General features: G+C 74.3%; 13 protein-coding genes. 5 read left to right on the top strand and 8 right to left on the bottom strand.

Annotated elements, in window-relative coordinates:
- Nucleotides 1-27 precede the first annotated feature (27 nt).
- Nucleotides 28-834 carry an N-formylglutamate amidohydrolase gene (locus ACFVGW_RS05480; RefSeq protein WP_385850909.1) on the bottom strand — a complete coding sequence of 269 codons (807 nt, stop codon included), beginning with the start codon at nt 832-834 and terminating at the stop codon, nt 28-30.
- Nucleotides 835-1,012: 178 nt separating this feature from the next.
- Nucleotides 1,013-3,793 (bottom strand): hypothetical protein, encoded by a 2,781-nt coding sequence (locus ACFVGW_RS05485; RefSeq protein WP_385850910.1) that lies wholly within the window; start codon nt 3,791-3,793, stop codon nt 1,013-1,015.
- 294 nt (nt 3,794-4,087) lie between these two features.
- Here ACFVGW_RS05485 and ACFVGW_RS05490 point away from each other — a divergent pair, with 294 nt between their 5' ends.
- On the top strand, nt 4,088-5,002 hold the full coding sequence (locus ACFVGW_RS05490; RefSeq protein WP_383220541.1) for a diiron oxygenase: 915 nt from the start codon (nt 4,088-4,090) through the stop codon (nt 5,000-5,002).
- A 39-nt stretch (nt 5,003-5,041) separates the two neighbouring features.
- Nucleotides 5,042-6,727, top strand: coding sequence for an FAD-dependent oxidoreductase (locus ACFVGW_RS05495; RefSeq protein ID WP_385850911.1), 1,686 nt, complete (start codon nt 5,042-5,044; stop codon nt 6,725-6,727).
- 68 nt (nt 6,728-6,795) lie between these two features.
- Here ACFVGW_RS05495 and ACFVGW_RS05500 read toward each other — a convergent pair whose 3' ends face one another.
- The 3 genes from ACFVGW_RS05500 to ACFVGW_RS05510 form a co-directional block, all read right to left on the bottom strand.
- The gene (locus ACFVGW_RS05500) at nt 6,796-7,431 is read right to left on the bottom strand and encodes a DUF4232 domain-containing protein (RefSeq protein WP_385850912.1); all 636 of its coding nucleotides are present in this window, start codon (nt 7,429-7,431) and stop codon (nt 6,796-6,798) included.
- Nucleotides 7,432-7,446: 15 nt separating this feature from the next.
- Nucleotides 7,447-8,067 carry an L-threonylcarbamoyladenylate synthase gene (locus tag ACFVGW_RS05505; protein WP_385850913.1) on the bottom strand — a complete coding sequence of 207 codons (621 nt, stop codon included), beginning with the start codon at nt 8,065-8,067 and terminating at the stop codon, nt 7,447-7,449.
- Between the two features lie 78 nt (nt 8,068-8,145).
- Nucleotides 8,146-8,724, bottom strand: coding sequence for a Type-2Aa cytolytic delta-endotoxin (locus ACFVGW_RS05510; protein WP_352188945.1), 579 nt, complete (start codon nt 8,722-8,724; stop codon nt 8,146-8,148).
- A 103-nt stretch (nt 8,725-8,827) separates the two neighbouring features.
- Between ACFVGW_RS05510 and ACFVGW_RS05515 the strand changes: the two genes are divergently transcribed.
- A complete protein-coding gene (locus tag ACFVGW_RS05515; RefSeq protein WP_385850914.1) occupies nt 8,828-10,057 on the top strand; it encodes a Tm-1-like ATP-binding domain-containing protein in 1,230 nt (409 codons plus the stop codon).
- 6 nt (nt 10,058-10,063) lie between these two features.
- Here ACFVGW_RS05515 and ACFVGW_RS05520 read toward each other — a convergent pair whose 3' ends face one another.
- Complete coding sequence (locus ACFVGW_RS05520; protein ID WP_385850915.1) at nt 10,064-12,814, bottom strand: FAD/NAD(P)-binding protein; 2,751 nt, start codon at nt 12,812-12,814, stop codon at nt 10,064-10,066.
- A 141-nt stretch (nt 12,815-12,955) separates the two neighbouring features.
- Here ACFVGW_RS05520 and ACFVGW_RS05525 point away from each other — a divergent pair, with 141 nt between their 5' ends.
- Nucleotides 12,956-13,417: an RrF2 family transcriptional regulator gene (locus tag ACFVGW_RS05525; RefSeq protein ID WP_383220536.1), complete on the top strand. Its 462-nt coding sequence runs from the start codon at nt 12,956-12,958 to the stop codon at nt 13,415-13,417.
- 10 nt (nt 13,418-13,427) lie between these two features.
- Here ACFVGW_RS05525 and ACFVGW_RS05530 read toward each other — a convergent pair whose 3' ends face one another.
- Nucleotides 13,428-13,724 carry an antibiotic biosynthesis monooxygenase gene (locus tag ACFVGW_RS05530; RefSeq protein ID WP_352188949.1) on the bottom strand — a complete coding sequence of 99 codons (297 nt, stop codon included), beginning with the start codon at nt 13,722-13,724 and terminating at the stop codon, nt 13,428-13,430.
- An 85-nt stretch (nt 13,725-13,809) separates the two neighbouring features.
- Nucleotides 13,810-14,889 (bottom strand): M28 family peptidase, encoded by a 1,080-nt coding sequence (locus tag ACFVGW_RS05535; protein ID WP_385850916.1) that lies wholly within the window; start codon nt 14,887-14,889, stop codon nt 13,810-13,812.
- 102 nt (nt 14,890-14,991) lie between these two features.
- Here ACFVGW_RS05535 and ACFVGW_RS05540 point away from each other — a divergent pair, with 102 nt between their 5' ends.
- Entirely contained in the window at nt 14,992-15,537 is a 546-nt protein-coding gene (locus tag ACFVGW_RS05540; RefSeq protein WP_383291958.1) for an EF-hand domain-containing protein, read from the top strand.
- Nucleotides 15,538-15,555: the final 18 nt, after the last annotated feature.

The raw sequence follows: 15,555 nt of genomic DNA on the forward strand, positions 1-15,555 counted from the left end.
CGGGAGAGGACCGCCGCGCCGGGGATTTCAGCCGCGCGCCGCACCCGCCTCTTCGACCAGGGCCGCCAGGGCGGCGCCGAGCGTGTCGAGGCCGGGTCCGGCGGGGCCGCCGGGCTCCGTCATGTAGACGTCGCGGCGGATCTCGATCATCAGGGCGGTGACGCGCGGATCACGGCCGTAGTGGTCCAGCGGCACGTACGTTCCCGCGAAGGGGCTGTCCGTCCCGATCCCGCCGAACGGGGCGAACGCCTTCCGCGCCGCGTCCACCAGCGCGGGCGGTGTGTGGAAGGCGTCGGTGCCGAGGCAGATCGGGAGGCGCGGTCCGTCGCCGTGCAGCTCGTACGGGAGCGCTTCGGTCGGGTACGAGTGCACGTCGACGATCACGGCACGGCCGGCCGCCGCGAGCCGCTCCTCGACGGCGGCCGTCATGGCCCGGGCGTACGGCGTGAAGTACCGGTCCAGGAGCGGCCGCGCGTCGTACGCCTCCGGCCGGAGTTCGGCGCGGTGCGTGGTGCGGGTGTAGACGGCGCCCATCCCCACCGCGCGCATCTCCTCGCGCTCGTCGGGGAAGCGCTCGGGGTCGACGACCAGCCGGGAGAGGCGGTTGACGAACCGCCAGGGCGTGACGGCCGCGGTCCGCGCGGCCACGGCGGCGATCTCGGCGGTGTGGGAGTCGGTGATGTGGTCCAGCTCGCGCGCGAGTTCCTCGTCCCCGAGCACGATGCCGTCGCGGACGTCCGGCGGCAGCTCGCGGGAGGAGTGCGGCACATGCAGGAGTACCGGCGAGTCCGGTGCTCCGGGGAGGAGCCGGAAGGAGTGCGGTGTGTCGGTCATGGGCGGTCCTCGCTGTACGGCGGCGGCGTCGGCACCAGCATGATCGACGGAGGGGGAGCCCGGGCGCGCCGGGGGGTGTGGGCAGTGGTCCGGGGGCCGGTGACGGCCCGACGGACCGGACGACGTGCGCGGGCGCCGGGCCCGCGCTCGCCGTCCGGTCCATGGGGGTCGGCTCGCTCTACGCGGCGTCCCGCACCGAGCCCTTGAACTCCGGGCCCTCGTGCGGCTCCCAGTCCGCGTCGTACGTGATGAGCCTGCTGCGCAGGTACTCGGTCGCCTCGCGCACCGTGTCCGCGACCGTGGGGATCGTCACCTCGGCGGTCGTCCGCCCGGCGGGCACCTGCACCGAGAAGGCCGGGGCCTCCCCCTCCCACAGGCCCGAGAGCGGCACCGGACGGGCCGGGGGCTCGCCGAAGTGCTCCTCCAGCCAGCTCCGTGCGACGTCCGCCGTGGACAGCTCGGCGCCGCCGGCGACCGGCAGGAGGGCGAGCGAGCCGCCCAGCTCCACGTCGGCGGCCGCGGACAGGGTCAGCCGCCAGGTCAGCGGCCGGCCCTCGGTGACGTCGGTCTCGACCGGGGTCAGCGTCACCGTGGGCATCGTGTCGTCGTTCCGTGCGGTCACCCCGCCCCGGTGCGAGCCGACGGCCACACCGCGGACCGCCTTCACGGACACGTCCTGGGTGACGTCGTAGCCGTAGCGGGTGTTGCCGCGCACCTCGACGGGGACGTCGATGTCCTGGCTGCCGGGACGTACCGTCACGACCCTGGACGTCACCTCCTCCGTGCCCGGCCGGGGGACGAACACCCGGACCTGTCCGCTGCCCTGGCCCGAGACGGTGACCGGGACCTTGACCGTACGGACCCCGGAGTCGCCCTCGTCGACGGTCAGCCGGCCGATGTCGACGCGGGGCATGACGGTCGGCCGGGCCTCCGGTGTGCCGGGGCGCCAGCCCCAGGCGTCCATCAGCCAGGCAGTGCCGGCGCCGCCGCGCGGGGTCAGTTCGAGGGTCGTGACCCGGCGCAGGTCCAGGCCGGACCGTACGGCGGCGGCCAGGGGGAAGCGGAGTTCACGGGCCCAGAGGGACGTGGTCCGGTCGCTGCCGGGGAGTCCGTCGATCCGGGAGGCCGTGCCGAGGCGCGCCCGCTTGCCGGAGGAGTCGACGAGTGCGACGTCCAGGTGCGTGCCGGTGCTGTTGGGCGGAAGGATGACGCGCAGCGCCAGCGCCTCGGAACCCTTGAGCGAGACGGGACCGGTGGAGCGGACCGTCACCGGAGGGCCCGCGGCCCCCTTCTTCCACCGGAACGCGACGGCGTCGCGGCCCGGTTCGGGCGACGCCTCCCAGGCGGCGAAGTGCGGCGACCGGCCGCTCGCATCGGGCGCCAGGCAGGCGCGGCCGGGGTCGGGGTCGATCTGCGCGCACACCCGGCCGCCGGTCACGGCGGTCGAGGGACCGGGCAGGAACGCGGGGGTGCGGTGCGCGCCGACGGCGTGGCTGAGGACGCGCGCCGTGCCGGCCGAGGGTGCGCGCCGGCCGGTTCCGTCGAGGAGCGGGCGGACGCGGTCGTCTCCGGCGACGAACAGCTGGGCCGCGGCCGCGATGTAGGTCGCGCCCGCGGTCTGCTGCTGCGCGGCGGTCATCCGGGTGGAGGTGCCCGGTGAGCACACCGGGTCGCGGGTGTCGTCCTCGAAGAAGTCGTCGGAGGCGGGCGCCTCCGCCTGGCCCGGGGTCCACTCGCTGTTGAAGTAGTTGTGGTTGGCACCCGGCATGTAGACCGCGCTCTGGAGCGCGGCGCCGCCGCCCACCCCACGCGTGCCGTCGACGTAGATCTGGCCCTGGAGGTCGGAGACGTCACCGTCGCAACCGGGCAGCATGGTCATCGAGGGCACGTCGGGGGCCGGGTTCTGGCCGAAGATCGTGGGCCCGATCAGCACGTTGCCGCGGATGGTCCAGCGCACGGGGCCCTGGTGTCCGTCCTGGTCGGCGGGCGGCCGGTGGAGGCTGTCGAGCGCGGCGCGGTTGACGCCCTCGCCGCCCCGGGAGTGGCCGACGAGCAGGACGCGGGAGAGGTCGGCGGGCGCGGCGGCACGCACGGCGGACGGGGCGCCCGCCGGGTTCTCGGACCACTCGGCCCAGCGGGCCAGGTGCTGCCGGACCAGGGACGAGCGGGCCTGGGCTCCGGCGTCCTCGGCGAGGTGGTCCTGGGCGTTGATGCCGTTGGCGGAGATCGAGACCGTCACATAGCCCTGGGAGGCCAGCAGTTGCTGGGCGCGCAGATAGCCCTTGTGACTGGGGATCGGCCGGGTGCCCGGGGCGCAGGGCCAGGCGCCGGTCACCTCCTCGCCGGAGCCGTAGCAGGTCCCGTGACGGCCGTGGAGGAACAGCGCGAGCGGACGCTTGCCCGCCGCGCCCGTCGGTCCGACGACCACGGCCCGCATCTCGACGGGCTCGGCGTATCCGGGCAGCCGTATGGACGCCAGGTCGTACTCGCCGCTGACGGTGCGGTATCCGCCGGGCACTCCGGGGTCGACCGGGTTGGCCGGGAACGGCGGCTCCGTCAGCGCGGAGCGCGCCGGGGGCCGGGCGCCGGAGGTCCGGGACGGCGCGGGGGCGTCGGCGTCCAGGCGGCGCCCCCCGGCGACCACCTTCAGCTCGTCCACGGAGCCGAGCCGCAGGCCGTCGGCCCGGAGCCGGTACGCCTTGCCGTCGGCGGCGGGCACGGGGACGCCGAGCAGGCGGTTCCCGGAGTGGAACTCGACGCGGGCGTCGCCCATGGGCACGCGGTCGGGGGACGTCCAGACGAGCTGCCGGTCGGCGCCCTCGCCGGTGAGGCGCCAGCCCTCCGGCAGCCTCCCCTGGTCTCCTTCCCCCGCCGGGTTCCCCGCCCGCGCCAGGGAGCCCGGGGACGGTTCGGCGAACGCCGTTCCCGGCGACGCCGCGGCCAGTGCGATGAACGCCATGGCCGCGGTCACCGCACGTGTGACACGTATCAAAGCGGTCTTCCTCACGATCGGTCGTACGGGCACCTCGGGGTCAGCGGGTGCCTCTCTCGTGACCGGAGGACGGCAACAGGCCGTCGTGGGTTGCCTCGTGGGGGCGTCCGGTCGTGGACGGGACGGGGACACGTGGAGAGATCGAGGGGATTTTCCGCACGGGGGTAGGCCCGCACCACTCCCTTGTTATACGTTCCGTCTAACAGCTTGCTAGACGCCGCATCTAACAAGCGTGCGACGTCTCGATCCAAGGAGCCGCACATGGCGAGCAGCACCGTCCGACCGGAGAGCGAGGAACGGCACGCCGAGCAGGAGGTCGCCCGGCGGCTGCTCGACTCGGCCGCGAAACTGTCGTACGACCCGGCCACCGAGGTGGACTGGGACACCCCGCTGGACAAGGACTTCCACGGCGCGAGCCCGGAGTGGAGCACCCTCTACGGCACCGCGTACTGGAGCGAGCTGACGGAGCCCCAGCGCAAGGAGCTGACCCGCCAGGAGGCGGCGTCGGTGGCCAGCACCGGCATCTGGTTCGAGATGATCCTCCAGCAGATGGTGCTGCGGGACATGTACGCCAAGGATCCGACCGAGCCCCGGTTCCAGTGGGCGCTCACCGAGATCGCCGACGAGTGCCGGCACTCCATCATGTTCGCCCGGGGCGCCGCGAAGCTCGGTGCGCCCGCCTACCGGCCGGGCCGGATCGCGGTCGAACTCGGCAGGGCCTTCAAGACGGTCGCCTTCGGCGAGGCGGCGTACGCGGCGATCCTGGTCGCCGAGGAGGTCCTCGACGTGATGCAGCGCGACTGGATGCGCGACGAGCGGGTCGTGCCGTTCGTCCGCACGATCAACAACATCCATGTCGTGGAGGAGTCGCGGCACATGAAGTTCGCCCGCGAGGAGACACGCAGGCGGCTCCGTGGCGCGAGCAGGGCGCGCCGTCAGTTCCACGCGCTGGTCATCGCGATCGCGTCGTACGTCATCGTCACCAGCATGGTGGGCCGGAAGGTCTACGAGAGCGCCGGGCTCGACGTGGAGCGCGCCGTGCGCGAGGCCGGGGCGAACGAGCACCACAAGTCGCTGATGCGGTCCAGCTGCGCGGGCCTGATGGAGTTCCTCTCCTCCGCCGGGCTCCTCACCCGGCCGGCCCTCGCCTTCTACAAGCGCGCCCACCTGATCTGACCGTAGCCCGACCGGGCCGAGCCGAGCTGAGCCGACGACATGACCTACGCCATCACCCAGACGTGCTGCAGCGATGCCACCTGCGTCGCCGTGTGCCCCGTGAACTGCATCCACCCGACGCCGGAGGAACGGGAGTTCGGCAGCACGGAGCTGCTCCACATCGATCCGGCCACGTGCATCGACTGCGGCGCCTGCGCCGATGCCTGTCCGGTGGACGCGATCTTCCCGGTGGACAGCCTCTCGCCGGCGCACGCCGGATACGCGGCCGTCAACGCCGCGTACTTCGCCGACCGGGAGCCTCCGGCCCGGGCCCCCGGGCCGAACTTCCACTCCTGGGGCGCCCCGGCCTTCGAGCGGAGCCTGCCCTCCGACTTCGCGCCGATCCGCGTCGCGGTCGTCGGCACCGGCCCGGCGGGCATGTACGCCGCCGAGGACCTGCTGCTGCACACCAACGCGGAGGTGACCCTGGTCGACCGGCTGCCCGTGGCGGGCGGTCTCGTCCGGTACGGCGTGGCGCCGGACCACCCGGCGACCAAGAAGGCCGGCGACACCTTCGCCCGCTTCCACACCCATCCCCGGGTACGGATGCGGCTGGGCGTCGAGGTCGGCAGGGACGTCACGGCGGAGGAACTCGCCGCGCACCACGACGCGGTCGTCTACGCCGTGGGCGCCTCCACCGACCGCAGGCTCGGCGTCCCGGGCGAGGAGCTGCCGGGCTGCGTCTCGGCGAGCTCGTTCGTGTCCTGGTACAACTCCCACCCCGAGTGCGCCCCGGACGCGATCGACGTGACCGGCGCCGAGCGGGTCGTCGTGGTCGGCAACGGCAATGTCGCGCTCGACGTCGCCCGGATCCTCGTCATGGACCCGGAGAGCCTGGCCGGCACCGACATCGCCGACCACGCGCTCGCCGCCCTGCGTGCCTCGCGGGTACGGGAGGTGGTGCTGCTCGGACGGCGGGGACCGGAGGACGCGGCGTACACCGCCTCCGAACTCCTCGCCCTCACCCATCTGCCCGGGGTGCGGCTGGTCGTGGACGACCACGATCCGCGGACCGGCGCGGCGATCGACGGCGCGGGGCCGGGCGAGAAGGCCGCGCTGCTGCGCGACGTGGCGCGGGAGACCGTGGACTGGACCAGGGGGCCGTCGCCGGCGTCGTCCTCGTCCTCGTCCTCGTCGGAGGGCGAGCGGCGCATCGTGCTCCGGTTCCACTCCGCGCCGGTGGCGCTGACCGGCGAGGGGGCGGTACGGGCCGCGCGGGTGACGGAGGGTCCGGGCGAGCGGGAGATCCCGGCCGGGCTGGTGCTCCGGGCGGTCGGCTACCGGGGCGTGCCGGTGCCGGGGCTGCCGTTCGACGAGGTGACCGGCACCGTGCCGCACGAACGCGGCCGGGTGACCGGGATGCCCGGGACGTACGTCGTCGGCTGGATCAAGCGCGGTCCCTCGGGCGGGATCGGCGCCAACCGGACCTGCGCGGCCGAGACGGTGGGCACGCTCCTGGCCGACGCCGTCGCGGGCGCCCTGCCCACCCCGTCCCGTACACCCCAGGCGTTCCGGCGGCTGATCCGCAGACGCGGTGCGGAGGTCGTCGACGCCCGTGGCCTGGCCGCGATCGACCGGGCCGAACGCGGCCGCGGCCGCGAGACCGGACGGCCGAGGGTCAAACTCGCCACGGTGGCGGAGCTGGTGGCCGCCGCCAGAACCACCCGCCTGCGCCGCCCGGTCTGACGTTGTCCGATCGACGTGGCCCGGGGTGGGGGCCCGGGGGCCGGGTCCCACACGTCCCCGCCCCCGGCCTAGTCCGTGACCTTCTCCCAGGCCGTCGTGCCCAGCAGGCCCGTCTCGCCGATGTCCAGGCCGCCTTCCGGCACCACCGTCTGGCGCTCGGCGCCCGCGGCCGGGGCGATCTCGACGTACACGCCGCTCCCCCGCCCGGTCGACACGTCGACGGCCGAGTAGCGCCAGACGAAGACGCTGCGTGCCGACTCCCCCGGCTTCAGCGCCACCGGGTGCGGTCCCGGGTCGTCGAGCCGGGTGACGGGCTCCGGTCCCTTCAGCACCGTGACGTCCATGGGCCGGCGTGCGACGTCCCGAACCCGTACGTCCGGATACCCGTTGACGCGCTGCTCGCCCGTACCGCAGTTGGTGAGCGTCACCGGCATGGCGCGCAGCCCCATGGCCACGTTGACCATTCCCGTCGTCACCCGGACACCGGACACCGGGCAGCCGTCCGTGGCGTTCGGAGCGGGCGGGGCGCCCGGGTCCGACGGGCCGGGAACCGGGACCTCCATCGGCGGCCGGACCTCGGAGGCGTGGGCCCCCGTCCGCTCGGGGTCGGCCTCGCGGTCGAGTTCGGCCCCGAGACCGCAACCGGCGGTCGTCAGGAGGGCCACCGCCAACAAGAGGACGAGGCGCGGGGATATGGCGGTCATGTCGCGATCGCCCGGCTACTCGAACCGCGCGGTGTCGCCCGCTCCCCGGCGTACGACCTCCGGCTCGCCGCTCGAGAAGTCGATGACCGTCGTCGGCTCGGTGCCGCAGTCACCGGAGTCGAGGACGGCGTCCACCGCGTGGTCGAGCCGCTCCTTGATCTCCCAGCCCTGGGTCATCGGTTCGTCCTCGCCGGGCAGGAGCAGCGTGCTGGAGAGCAGCGGCTCGCCGAGCTCCTCCAGGAGCGCCTGGGTCACGACGTGGTCCGGGATCCGGACGCCGACGGTCTTCTTCTTGGGGTGCAGCAGCTGGCGCGGGACTTCCTTGGTCGCCGGCAGGATGAAGGTGTAGCTGCCGGGGGTCGCCGCCTTCACGGCGCGGAACACGTCGTTGTCGACGTGCACGAACTGGCCGAGCTGCGCGAAGTTCTGGCACACCAGCGTGAAGTGGTGGCGGTCGTCCAGCTCACGGATCGAGCGGATCCGGCCGATGCCGTCGCGGCTGCCGATCCGGCATCCCAGCGCGTAGCAGGAGTCCGTCGGGTACGCGATGAGCGCGCCGGAGCGGATGCTGTCGGCCACACCGCTGATGGTGCGCCGCTGGGGGTTCTCGGGGTGCACGTCGAAGTACTTCGCCATGCGGTCAGTCTAGGGTTCCCTGCGGTCCGGCCCGGGACGGCGGGCCGGTGCGGGTTTCACCGCACGTCCGGGCGGCCGTCAGGCCGCGAGGCGCAACTCCTGGCGCAGGACGATCGCGTTGAGCCGGATCGCGTACGGCGCGATGTCCGTGATCTCCAGGGCGGCGGCCTTCTCCTTCTCCAGTCCGACGGTCACGTCGATGCAGAAGGCGATCGCGTACATGTGGTCCCCGGTCTCCTCGTCCTGGAGGGCGAAGAACAGGTCCCGGTAGTAACTCGTCCGGTCCGGCCCCTCGTCGTAGTACGAGAGTCCCGGTCCGCCCTCCTGCGCGGCGAGTCCGGTGAACGCGTCGGCGAGCTCCCGCTCGACGGTGTCCCAGAACGCGGCCTCGGCGAACTCGCCGGGCAGCGCCTGGCGCACGGCCTCCTTGAGGGAGAGCACCATGACCATGACGGGGGCGTGCTCCTGGAGCCCCCAGCCGCGCACCATCTTCACGACGGCGCTGTCGGGCACGGCGGCCGCGGCCTGGTGGATGTTCTCGAAGTCGAAGTTGACGGTGGCGGGCGCGATCGCCTCCTGGAACAGCCGGTCGATGGCGCGGGCCTGGTCGAGATGGTCCGGGCCCACCTCGATGACGGTCCTGAAACTGGCGGTCATGACTCTCCTCGTACGTCGTGGTGATCAAGGGGGGTCAGTATGCCGTCTGGCGTCGGGCCGCCACACCCTTGTCGTCTTGTCGACTTCGCCGGACAGTACGGGGATGGCGATCGTAGTGCTGGTGGGCACGTTGGACACCAAGGGTCTTGAGTACGGGTGGCTGCGCGAGCGGCTGGAGCGTCGCGGCATCGAGGTCATCGTGGTCGACACCGGGGTGATCGGGACCCCGCGGATACCCGCCGACGTCCCGCGCGCCGAGGTGGCGCGGGCGGCGGGCGTCCGCCTGGAGCGGTTACGGAGCGAGGGGGACCGTGGCGCGGCCGTGACCGCGATGGCGCGCGGGGCGGCCGAGGTCGTGCGGCGGCTGCACGCGGAGGGCAGGCTCCACGGGGTGCTGGCGCTGGGCGGCAGCGGCGGTACGTCGATGGCGACGCGGGCGATGCGGGCCCTGCCGCTCGGCGTGCCGAAGGTGATGGTCTCCTCGATGGCCTCGGGCGATGTCGCGCCCTATGTCGGCTCGGCGGACATCACGCTGATGTACAGCGTGGTCGACATCGCCGGGGTCAACCGGGTGTCGGCTCCGATACTGGCGAACGCCGTCGACGCGGTGGCCGGTATGGCCCGGGGATTCGCGGCGGCGGTTCCGGCGCCCGCCGCGGACGGCGACCGGCCGCTGATCGCCGCGAGCATGGCGGGGGTGACGACGCCGGGCGTCGACGCGGCGCGGGCGCGGCTGACCGAACTCGGCTACGAGGTGCTGGTCTTCCACGCGAGCGGGGCGGGGGGCCGGACGCTGGAGTCGCTCGCGGAGCAGCGGCTCTTCGCCGGCGTCCTGGATCTGACGCTCTGCGAGCTCGCGGACGACCTCTGCGGAGGCATCCTGACGGCGGGGCCCGACCGGCTGCTCGCCGCCGGGCGGGCGGGGGTTCCGCAGGTGGTGAGCCCGGGAGCGCTCGACCTGGTGAAGTTCGGCCCCCTCGACACCGTGCCGGAGCGCGTGCTCGACCGTGACGTGCGGGTGCACAACCCGTCGATCTCGGTGGTCCGGACGACGGCCGAGGAGTGCGCGGAGCTCGGCGCGCGGGTCGCGGCGAAGCTGCGGACCGCCACCGGCCCCACGACCGTCCTGCTGCCGCTGCGCGGCCTGTCCACGCTCGGCGGGCCGGGCGGGCCGTACCACGATCCGGAGGTGGACGAGGCGCTGTTCAGCGCCGTCCGGGACGGGCTGCGCGGCAGCGCGGTCGACGTGGTGGAGGCCGACACGCACCTCAACGACCCGTCGTTCGGCCGCGCGGCCGCGGACCTCCTGCACCGTTTGATCCAGGGGGGCTGACCCCGCTCACCCGGGCAGGTCGGCCAGGCGTCGCCGGTCGAGCGGGGAGGCGCGGCGGTCGAGCCGTTCCTCCAGGAGGTGGCGGGCCGCGTCGCTCTGGCCGGCTTCGAGGAGGGCGTAGAGCAGGGTCTCCTCGACGACCTCACGCTGGGCCGCGCTGCCGCCCACGCGGCGCAGGGCCGGCTGCAGGGCGCGCAGCCCCTCCACCGCGGTGGTCCACTGTTCCTCCAGGACGGCTTCGAGGGCGCGGCAGAGCGGGGCGATGACCTCGCGCTGGACGGGGTCGGCTCCGCAGGCGTGGGTGCGCAGCCGCCGGAGCGCGGGCACATCACCGGCGGCGGTGAGGGCGACCGCCCCGTGGAGGGCGGTGAACGCGGTCGCGGGGCGTTCGAGGAGGTCGCGCTCGACGGCGTCGAGGACACCGTCGACGGGTACGGCACCGGTCCAGTTCCGGGTCATCCTGGCCCGCCACAGGAGGGAGCCGGAGTCGACCAGGGCGCGGACGCCGTTCACCTGGCGCGGGGCGAGCTGGGCGAACCAGCGTCGGCGTACCGCCTCGGAGTCGTCCAGGGCGAGTTCATGGAGCGCCACGTGCCAGGAGAAGTGGGCGCGGTGCACGGCGCCCCGGCCCTGGCCGCCGATCCAGCCGTCGAGCCAGTCGCGGCCCGCGCGGTGGTCGCCGGACTCGTAGTGGACGTGCGCGAGGGCGTGGACGGCGTGGCCGGAGGCGGGTTCGACGGCCAGGGCCGCCGTGGCGAGGGCGCCGGCCTCGTCGATGCGGCCCTGCTCCTGGCGGACGAAGGCGAGCAGCGAGGTGGGGAACCAGTGCCCGTCGTAGGCGGGCGCGGTGTGCTCGACGATGCGGCGGGCCAGCGTGCCGTCGATGTCGCCGACGCCGGAGAAGGCGATGGTGGGCACGGCGATGCTCAGTGCGAAGGCGTCACCGGGGTAGCGGTCGAGATGGGCGACGAGTGCCCGGTCGCCGTCCGCTCCCCCGTCGCCGTCGGCCCTCCCGCCGGTGTCGTGGGCCCGGATCCGGCGGGTGACGACGTCGACGAAGGAGCGTTCCCGCTCGTCGCCGCGCTCGGCCACGCTGCGCTGGGCGTCGGCGAGTTCGCGCGAGACGTCGAGGTCGGCGCCGCACTCGTGGCCGAGCAGGGCGAGCGCGGCGTGTCCGAGAGCGAAGCCGGGGTCGAGGGCGGTGGCCCGGGCGAACGCCTCGGCGGCCTTCGCCCGTACGGTGACGACCCGGCCGAGGCCGCTGCGGAAGGCGGCGGCGGCCGCGGCGTGGGTCGACAGCGGCAGCCCGAACTGGTCGGTGGGCCGTCGGCGGGTCCGCTGCGGAGCGGGGGTGAGCGGGGCGAGTACGGACTCGGCGATCTCCCTGGCCTGTGCCCTGATCTCGGGGATCGCGGTCGTCTCCCACAGCTCGCCGCGCCGGGGCGCGCCGAGGGTGAACAGCGGCCTGCCGGTGCCGCCGTGGGCGTCGCGCAGCCGGCCGGCGTCGGTGGCGACGCCGATGCCGAGCGGTCCGGGGGCGGCGAGGCCGTCGGCGAGCAGCCCGCCCCAGAGCGGATCGTCGGCCGGGTCGGTCCGGAGTCCGGGTCCGGTGCAGTCGACGACCCATCCCGCCGTCAGTTCCCGGCCGTCGGCGAGCGCGACGGCGATCCGGCCGTCGTCCGTCGTGCGGGCTGCGGCGATCCGGCCGGAGTGGACGCGCAGGCGGCGGGCCGCGCGGGCCCGGGCGACGGTCTCGGCGGTGGCCGGGGCCATCCGGTGGCGGTGGACGTTCCACCGGGTCGCGTCGCGCTCGAGGAACTCGGCCCGCTCCTCGTCGGTGAGACCCTGCCAGAGCGCGGCGATGGCGGGGCGCAGTCCGTCGAGTGCGGGGCGCCAGTCGCCGTGGTCGCGCAGCGAGGCGGCGAAGTGGAGGCGCAGCGCGGTACGCAGCCGGTGGAGCGGAAGGGCCGTCAGGCCGGGCGGAACGGGTACGGGCGGCAGCGGCGCGACGGCGTGGGGGCGGGGCAGCAGGCCGCTGCGCGAGAGGGCGTGCACGGTGCGGCCGGGCCGGTCGAGGACGAGCGCGAGGTCGACGGCGGTCAGGCCCGCGCCGACGAGCAGCACGTCGTCGTCGGGTCCCACCCTGTCGAGCGCGCCGGGCGCCCACGGGCTGGTGACGAACCGCTCGGAGCCGCGCAGTCCCGCCGGGGCCCAGCGCGCGGTGCCCGCGGCGGGCCCGGTGGCCAGGACGACGGTGTCGGCGGTGACGGTCCCGCCGTCGGCGAGCCGCAGTGCGAACCGTCCGTCGGCCGTGTCCGTACAGCTGATCGCCCGCGTCCGCAGCCGGCGTACGGCGACGGTGCCGTGGGCGGTGATGATGGCGCGTCCGAGGGTGTCGGCGAGGTAGGAGCCGAAGCGGTGCCGGGGGGCGAAGTCCCGCTCGGTGACGGTCGATTCGCCGTGGCGGCAGAGCCAGCGCCGGAAGTGGCCGGGGTCGTCCGGGTAGCAGCTCATTCCGCCGACCGGCACGTTGAGCCGGTGTTCGGGGACCTCGGTGGAGTACGCCGTGCCACGTCCGGCCTCGGCGGCCGGGTCGACGAGGACGAGGTCGAGCGTGATCCGCCGGCGGGCGGCCGTCTCGCACAGCTGGACGGCGACGAGCGCCCCGGCCGCGCCCGCGCCGACGACGGCCACGGTCGGCCGCGGACGGCCCGGGACCGTCGGTGCGGGGACGGACTCGGGCAGGGGCACGGGCATGGGCACGAGGGACCTCCGGCCAGGGCGGGCACTGCGGAACGTTGTTCACTATGTCGATGAACAATGTGCAATGACAAGGCCGCCACGTCCCGTGCGCCGGGGGCCGGATCGGTTTCGCGCCAGCCGTGAGACATTGAGGCGGTGAGGATCTCAGCGCGAACGGACTACGCGGTCAGGGCCATGGCGGAGCTGGCCTGCTCCCCCGGCCGGCCGCTCAAGGCGGAGGACATCGCGAGCCGGCAGGACATCCCGGTCCGTTTCCTCTTCGTCGTCCTCAGCGAGTTGCGGCAGGCCCGGCTGGTGAGCAGCGTGCGCGGCCCGGACGGCGGCTACACCCTCTCCAGACCGTCCGGGGAGATCACCCTCGCCGATGTGATCCGGGCGATGGACGGCCCGCTGGTGAGCGTGCGTGACCTGAAGCTGACGGGTCTGGAGTACCAGGGGGCGGCGGCGCCGATGCCGGACGTCTGGCGCGCGGTGCGCGCGAGTCTGCGCCAGGTCCTGGAGGGGACGACCCTCGCGGACCTGGCGTCGGGAGCGCTGCCGGAGCTCGTCCGGGAGCGGGCGCGCGAGTACACCGACGACGTACGGACCTATCCGTAGCGCCGCGCGGTCACCGTCCGGGCAGGCCGAGTTCACCGCCCCGGTAGAAGGCCTCGTTCTCCTCGACGACGAACGGCGCCATCGTCTCGCGGCGCTGGCGCTCCGCGTCGGAGGACCGCCAGGCGTCGCACGCCTCCTTGGAGTCCCAGAGCGAGACGCCGGTGATCTCCTGGCCGTCCTCGGTCCAGTAGGCGTAGGCCTTGTGCAGACCGTCGGGAGAGAATCCGGGGCGCCAGGCCCGCTCGAACTCCTCCAGGGCGCCCGGCGTGATGCGGCGCGTGGTCACCCAGACAAAGCGCTGCTCCATCGCAGCCTCCTCGGTAACGGGATCGGTCGTGATCGCGCTGTCCGACCACCGTAGGTCCGCGGGCCCGATTCCGCCTCCGAGACGGCTACCGGCGGTGACGGCGCGGGTGGGACGGGCCGGGTGGGCACCAGAGCGCCGCGGTGGCCGCGGTGGCGACGGCGACGGCCGTCAGACGCTCGTGGTCGACGGTGTCCGGGGTGTCGGTGGGGCGGTGGTAGCGGGGGTTGCGGAAGTTCGCCGTGCCGGTGAGCAGGACGGCCGGGATGCCCGCGTTCCAGAAGGCCGCGTGGTCGCTGCGGCCCAGGTGGTTCACCGGCGGCACGGCGAGCCCGGCGAGGGCGCCGAGCGGGCCGTCGGGGCGGGGGTCGCGGAGGGTGACGACGGGCAGGGGCGGGTCCGCGGCGGCGGCCGCCAGGCGCCACAGGCCGGCCGCCGTCTGTGACGACCGTCGGTGGACGACGAGGACGAAGTCGCCGCGCCGGCCGGCCGCGTGCACGGCGCCGGACGCTCCCGGGAAGACCGTGCCGAAGCCCGGGGGGACCGTCTGTGTTCCGGGCGCCGTGTCGAAGCAGCCGACGGACTCCAGGCAGAGCATCCCGGCCGGCCGTCCGCCGGGGCCGGCCGCGCGGGCGGCGACCCGTGCTCCGACGAACCCCAGCTCCTCCATGTCGAAGCAGGCGAGGCGCACCGCCGGTGGCCGGGACAGCCCGCCGAGCAGCCGGGCCACCTCCATCAGGGCGGCTACTCCGGAGGCGTTGTCGTCGGCGCCGGGGCTGCCCGCGACGGTGTCCAGGTGGGCTCCGACGAGGACGACGGGCCGCCCGTCCCGGTCGCCCGGCCCGGCCCCGCCGGGCAGCCGGGCCAGCAGGTTGGCTCCGGTGAGCCGTCGGTGCACCCGGAAGCGGAGGGGCGACAGGCGGGCGCCGCCGGGGCGGTCGGTGCAGCCCGGGCGCCACCGGACGTCGAACGGCTGCCGTTCGGTCAGCCAGCCCGCCTCTGCCAGGCGCCGTGCCACATGCGCCTCGGCGCGGAGCATGGCCTCGGGCGCGTGGGTCCGGCCGCGCGGACGGTCGGCGAGGACGTCGATGTCGTGCCGCAGGCGCGCGGGATCGGCTCGCCCGGTCAGTTCCCGGACGAGGGCGGTCACGTCGGGACCTGCCTCCATGGCGTCGATGGTGGCGTACCCGGCGCGGGAGCGCCCGAGCAACCACACTGGGGATTCTGCCGTCCCTCTCCGTACGACCCCCTCCAACGGAAGGATCCCCGCATGGCGCCGCTCGATCCGATCACTCGTAGGCTCCGGCTCCTCTTCGAGGTGCTGGACTCCGACGGCGACGGATTCGTCACCTGGTCCGACCACGAGCGGATCGTGGAGACGTACGCGGCGGTCTACGGGCTGACGGCGGACGATCCCCGGATCCAGGCCCTGGAGCGGGCGTACTGGGCACAGTGGCTGGGGCTGCTCACCCAGTCGGTGCCGGGGCGGGAGCGTCTGGACCAGGACGGTTTCGTCGCGGCTCACCGCGCGGTGGGCTACGACAGCGACCGGCCCGAGCTGCTCGAGAACCTCGCCGCGGCCATCTTCCGCCTCATGGACACGAAGGGCGACAAGCGGGTCAGCGGGGAGGAGTTCACCGCGTATCTCGCCGTCTGGGGCGTCACCGGGGAGCAGGACCCGGGAGTGTTCGAACGACTCGACCTGGACCGCGACGCGTTCATCTCGCAGCGCGAGATCGCCCGGTCGCTGCGGGCGTTCCACCTGCACAACGACAACCTCAACACGCCCGGAGGCATCTTCCTCGGCGTGTACTGACCGTGCGCGGCGGCCCGT

This window comes from Streptomyces sp. NPDC127129 (assembly GCF_042671585.1).
Taxonomy (GTDB): domain Bacteria; phylum Actinomycetota; class Actinomycetes; order Streptomycetales; family Streptomycetaceae; genus Streptomyces.

Coding starts and splice junctions, on each gene's coding strand:
- ACFVGW_RS05515 (WP_385850914.1), top strand. CDS start 8,828: ATGGCGATCGTAGTGCTGGTGGGCACGTTGGACACCAAGGGTCTTGAG.
- ACFVGW_RS05500 (WP_385850912.1), bottom strand. CDS start 7,431: ATGACCGCCATATCCCCGCGCCTCGTCCTCTTGTTGGCGGTGGCCCTC.
- ACFVGW_RS05520 (WP_385850915.1), bottom strand. CDS start 12,814: ATGCCCGTGCCCCTGCCCGAGTCCGTCCCCGCACCGACGGTCCCGGGC.
- ACFVGW_RS05540 (WP_383291958.1), top strand. CDS start 14,992: ATGGCGCCGCTCGATCCGATCACTCGTAGGCTCCGGCTCCTCTTCGAG.
- ACFVGW_RS05530 (WP_352188949.1), bottom strand. CDS start 13,724: ATGGAGCAGCGCTTTGTCTGGGTGACCACGCGCCGCATCACGCCGGGC.
- ACFVGW_RS05510 (WP_352188945.1), bottom strand. CDS start 8,724: ATGACCGCCAGTTTCAGGACCGTCATCGAGGTGGGCCCGGACCATCTC.
- ACFVGW_RS05485 (WP_385850910.1), bottom strand. CDS start 3,793: ATGGCGTTCATCGCACTGGCCGCGGCGTCGCCGGGAACGGCGTTCGCC.
- ACFVGW_RS05480 (WP_385850909.1), bottom strand. CDS start 834: ATGACCGACACACCGCACTCCTTCCGGCTCCTCCCCGGAGCACCGGAC.
- ACFVGW_RS05535 (WP_385850916.1), bottom strand. CDS start 14,889: ATGGAGGCAGGTCCCGACGTGACCGCCCTCGTCCGGGAACTGACCGGG.
- ACFVGW_RS05505 (WP_385850913.1), bottom strand. CDS start 8,067: ATGGCGAAGTACTTCGACGTGCACCCCGAGAACCCCCAGCGGCGCACC.
- ACFVGW_RS05490 (WP_383220541.1), top strand. CDS start 4,088: ATGGCGAGCAGCACCGTCCGACCGGAGAGCGAGGAACGGCACGCCGAG.
- ACFVGW_RS05495 (WP_385850911.1), top strand. CDS start 5,042: ATGACCTACGCCATCACCCAGACGTGCTGCAGCGATGCCACCTGCGTC.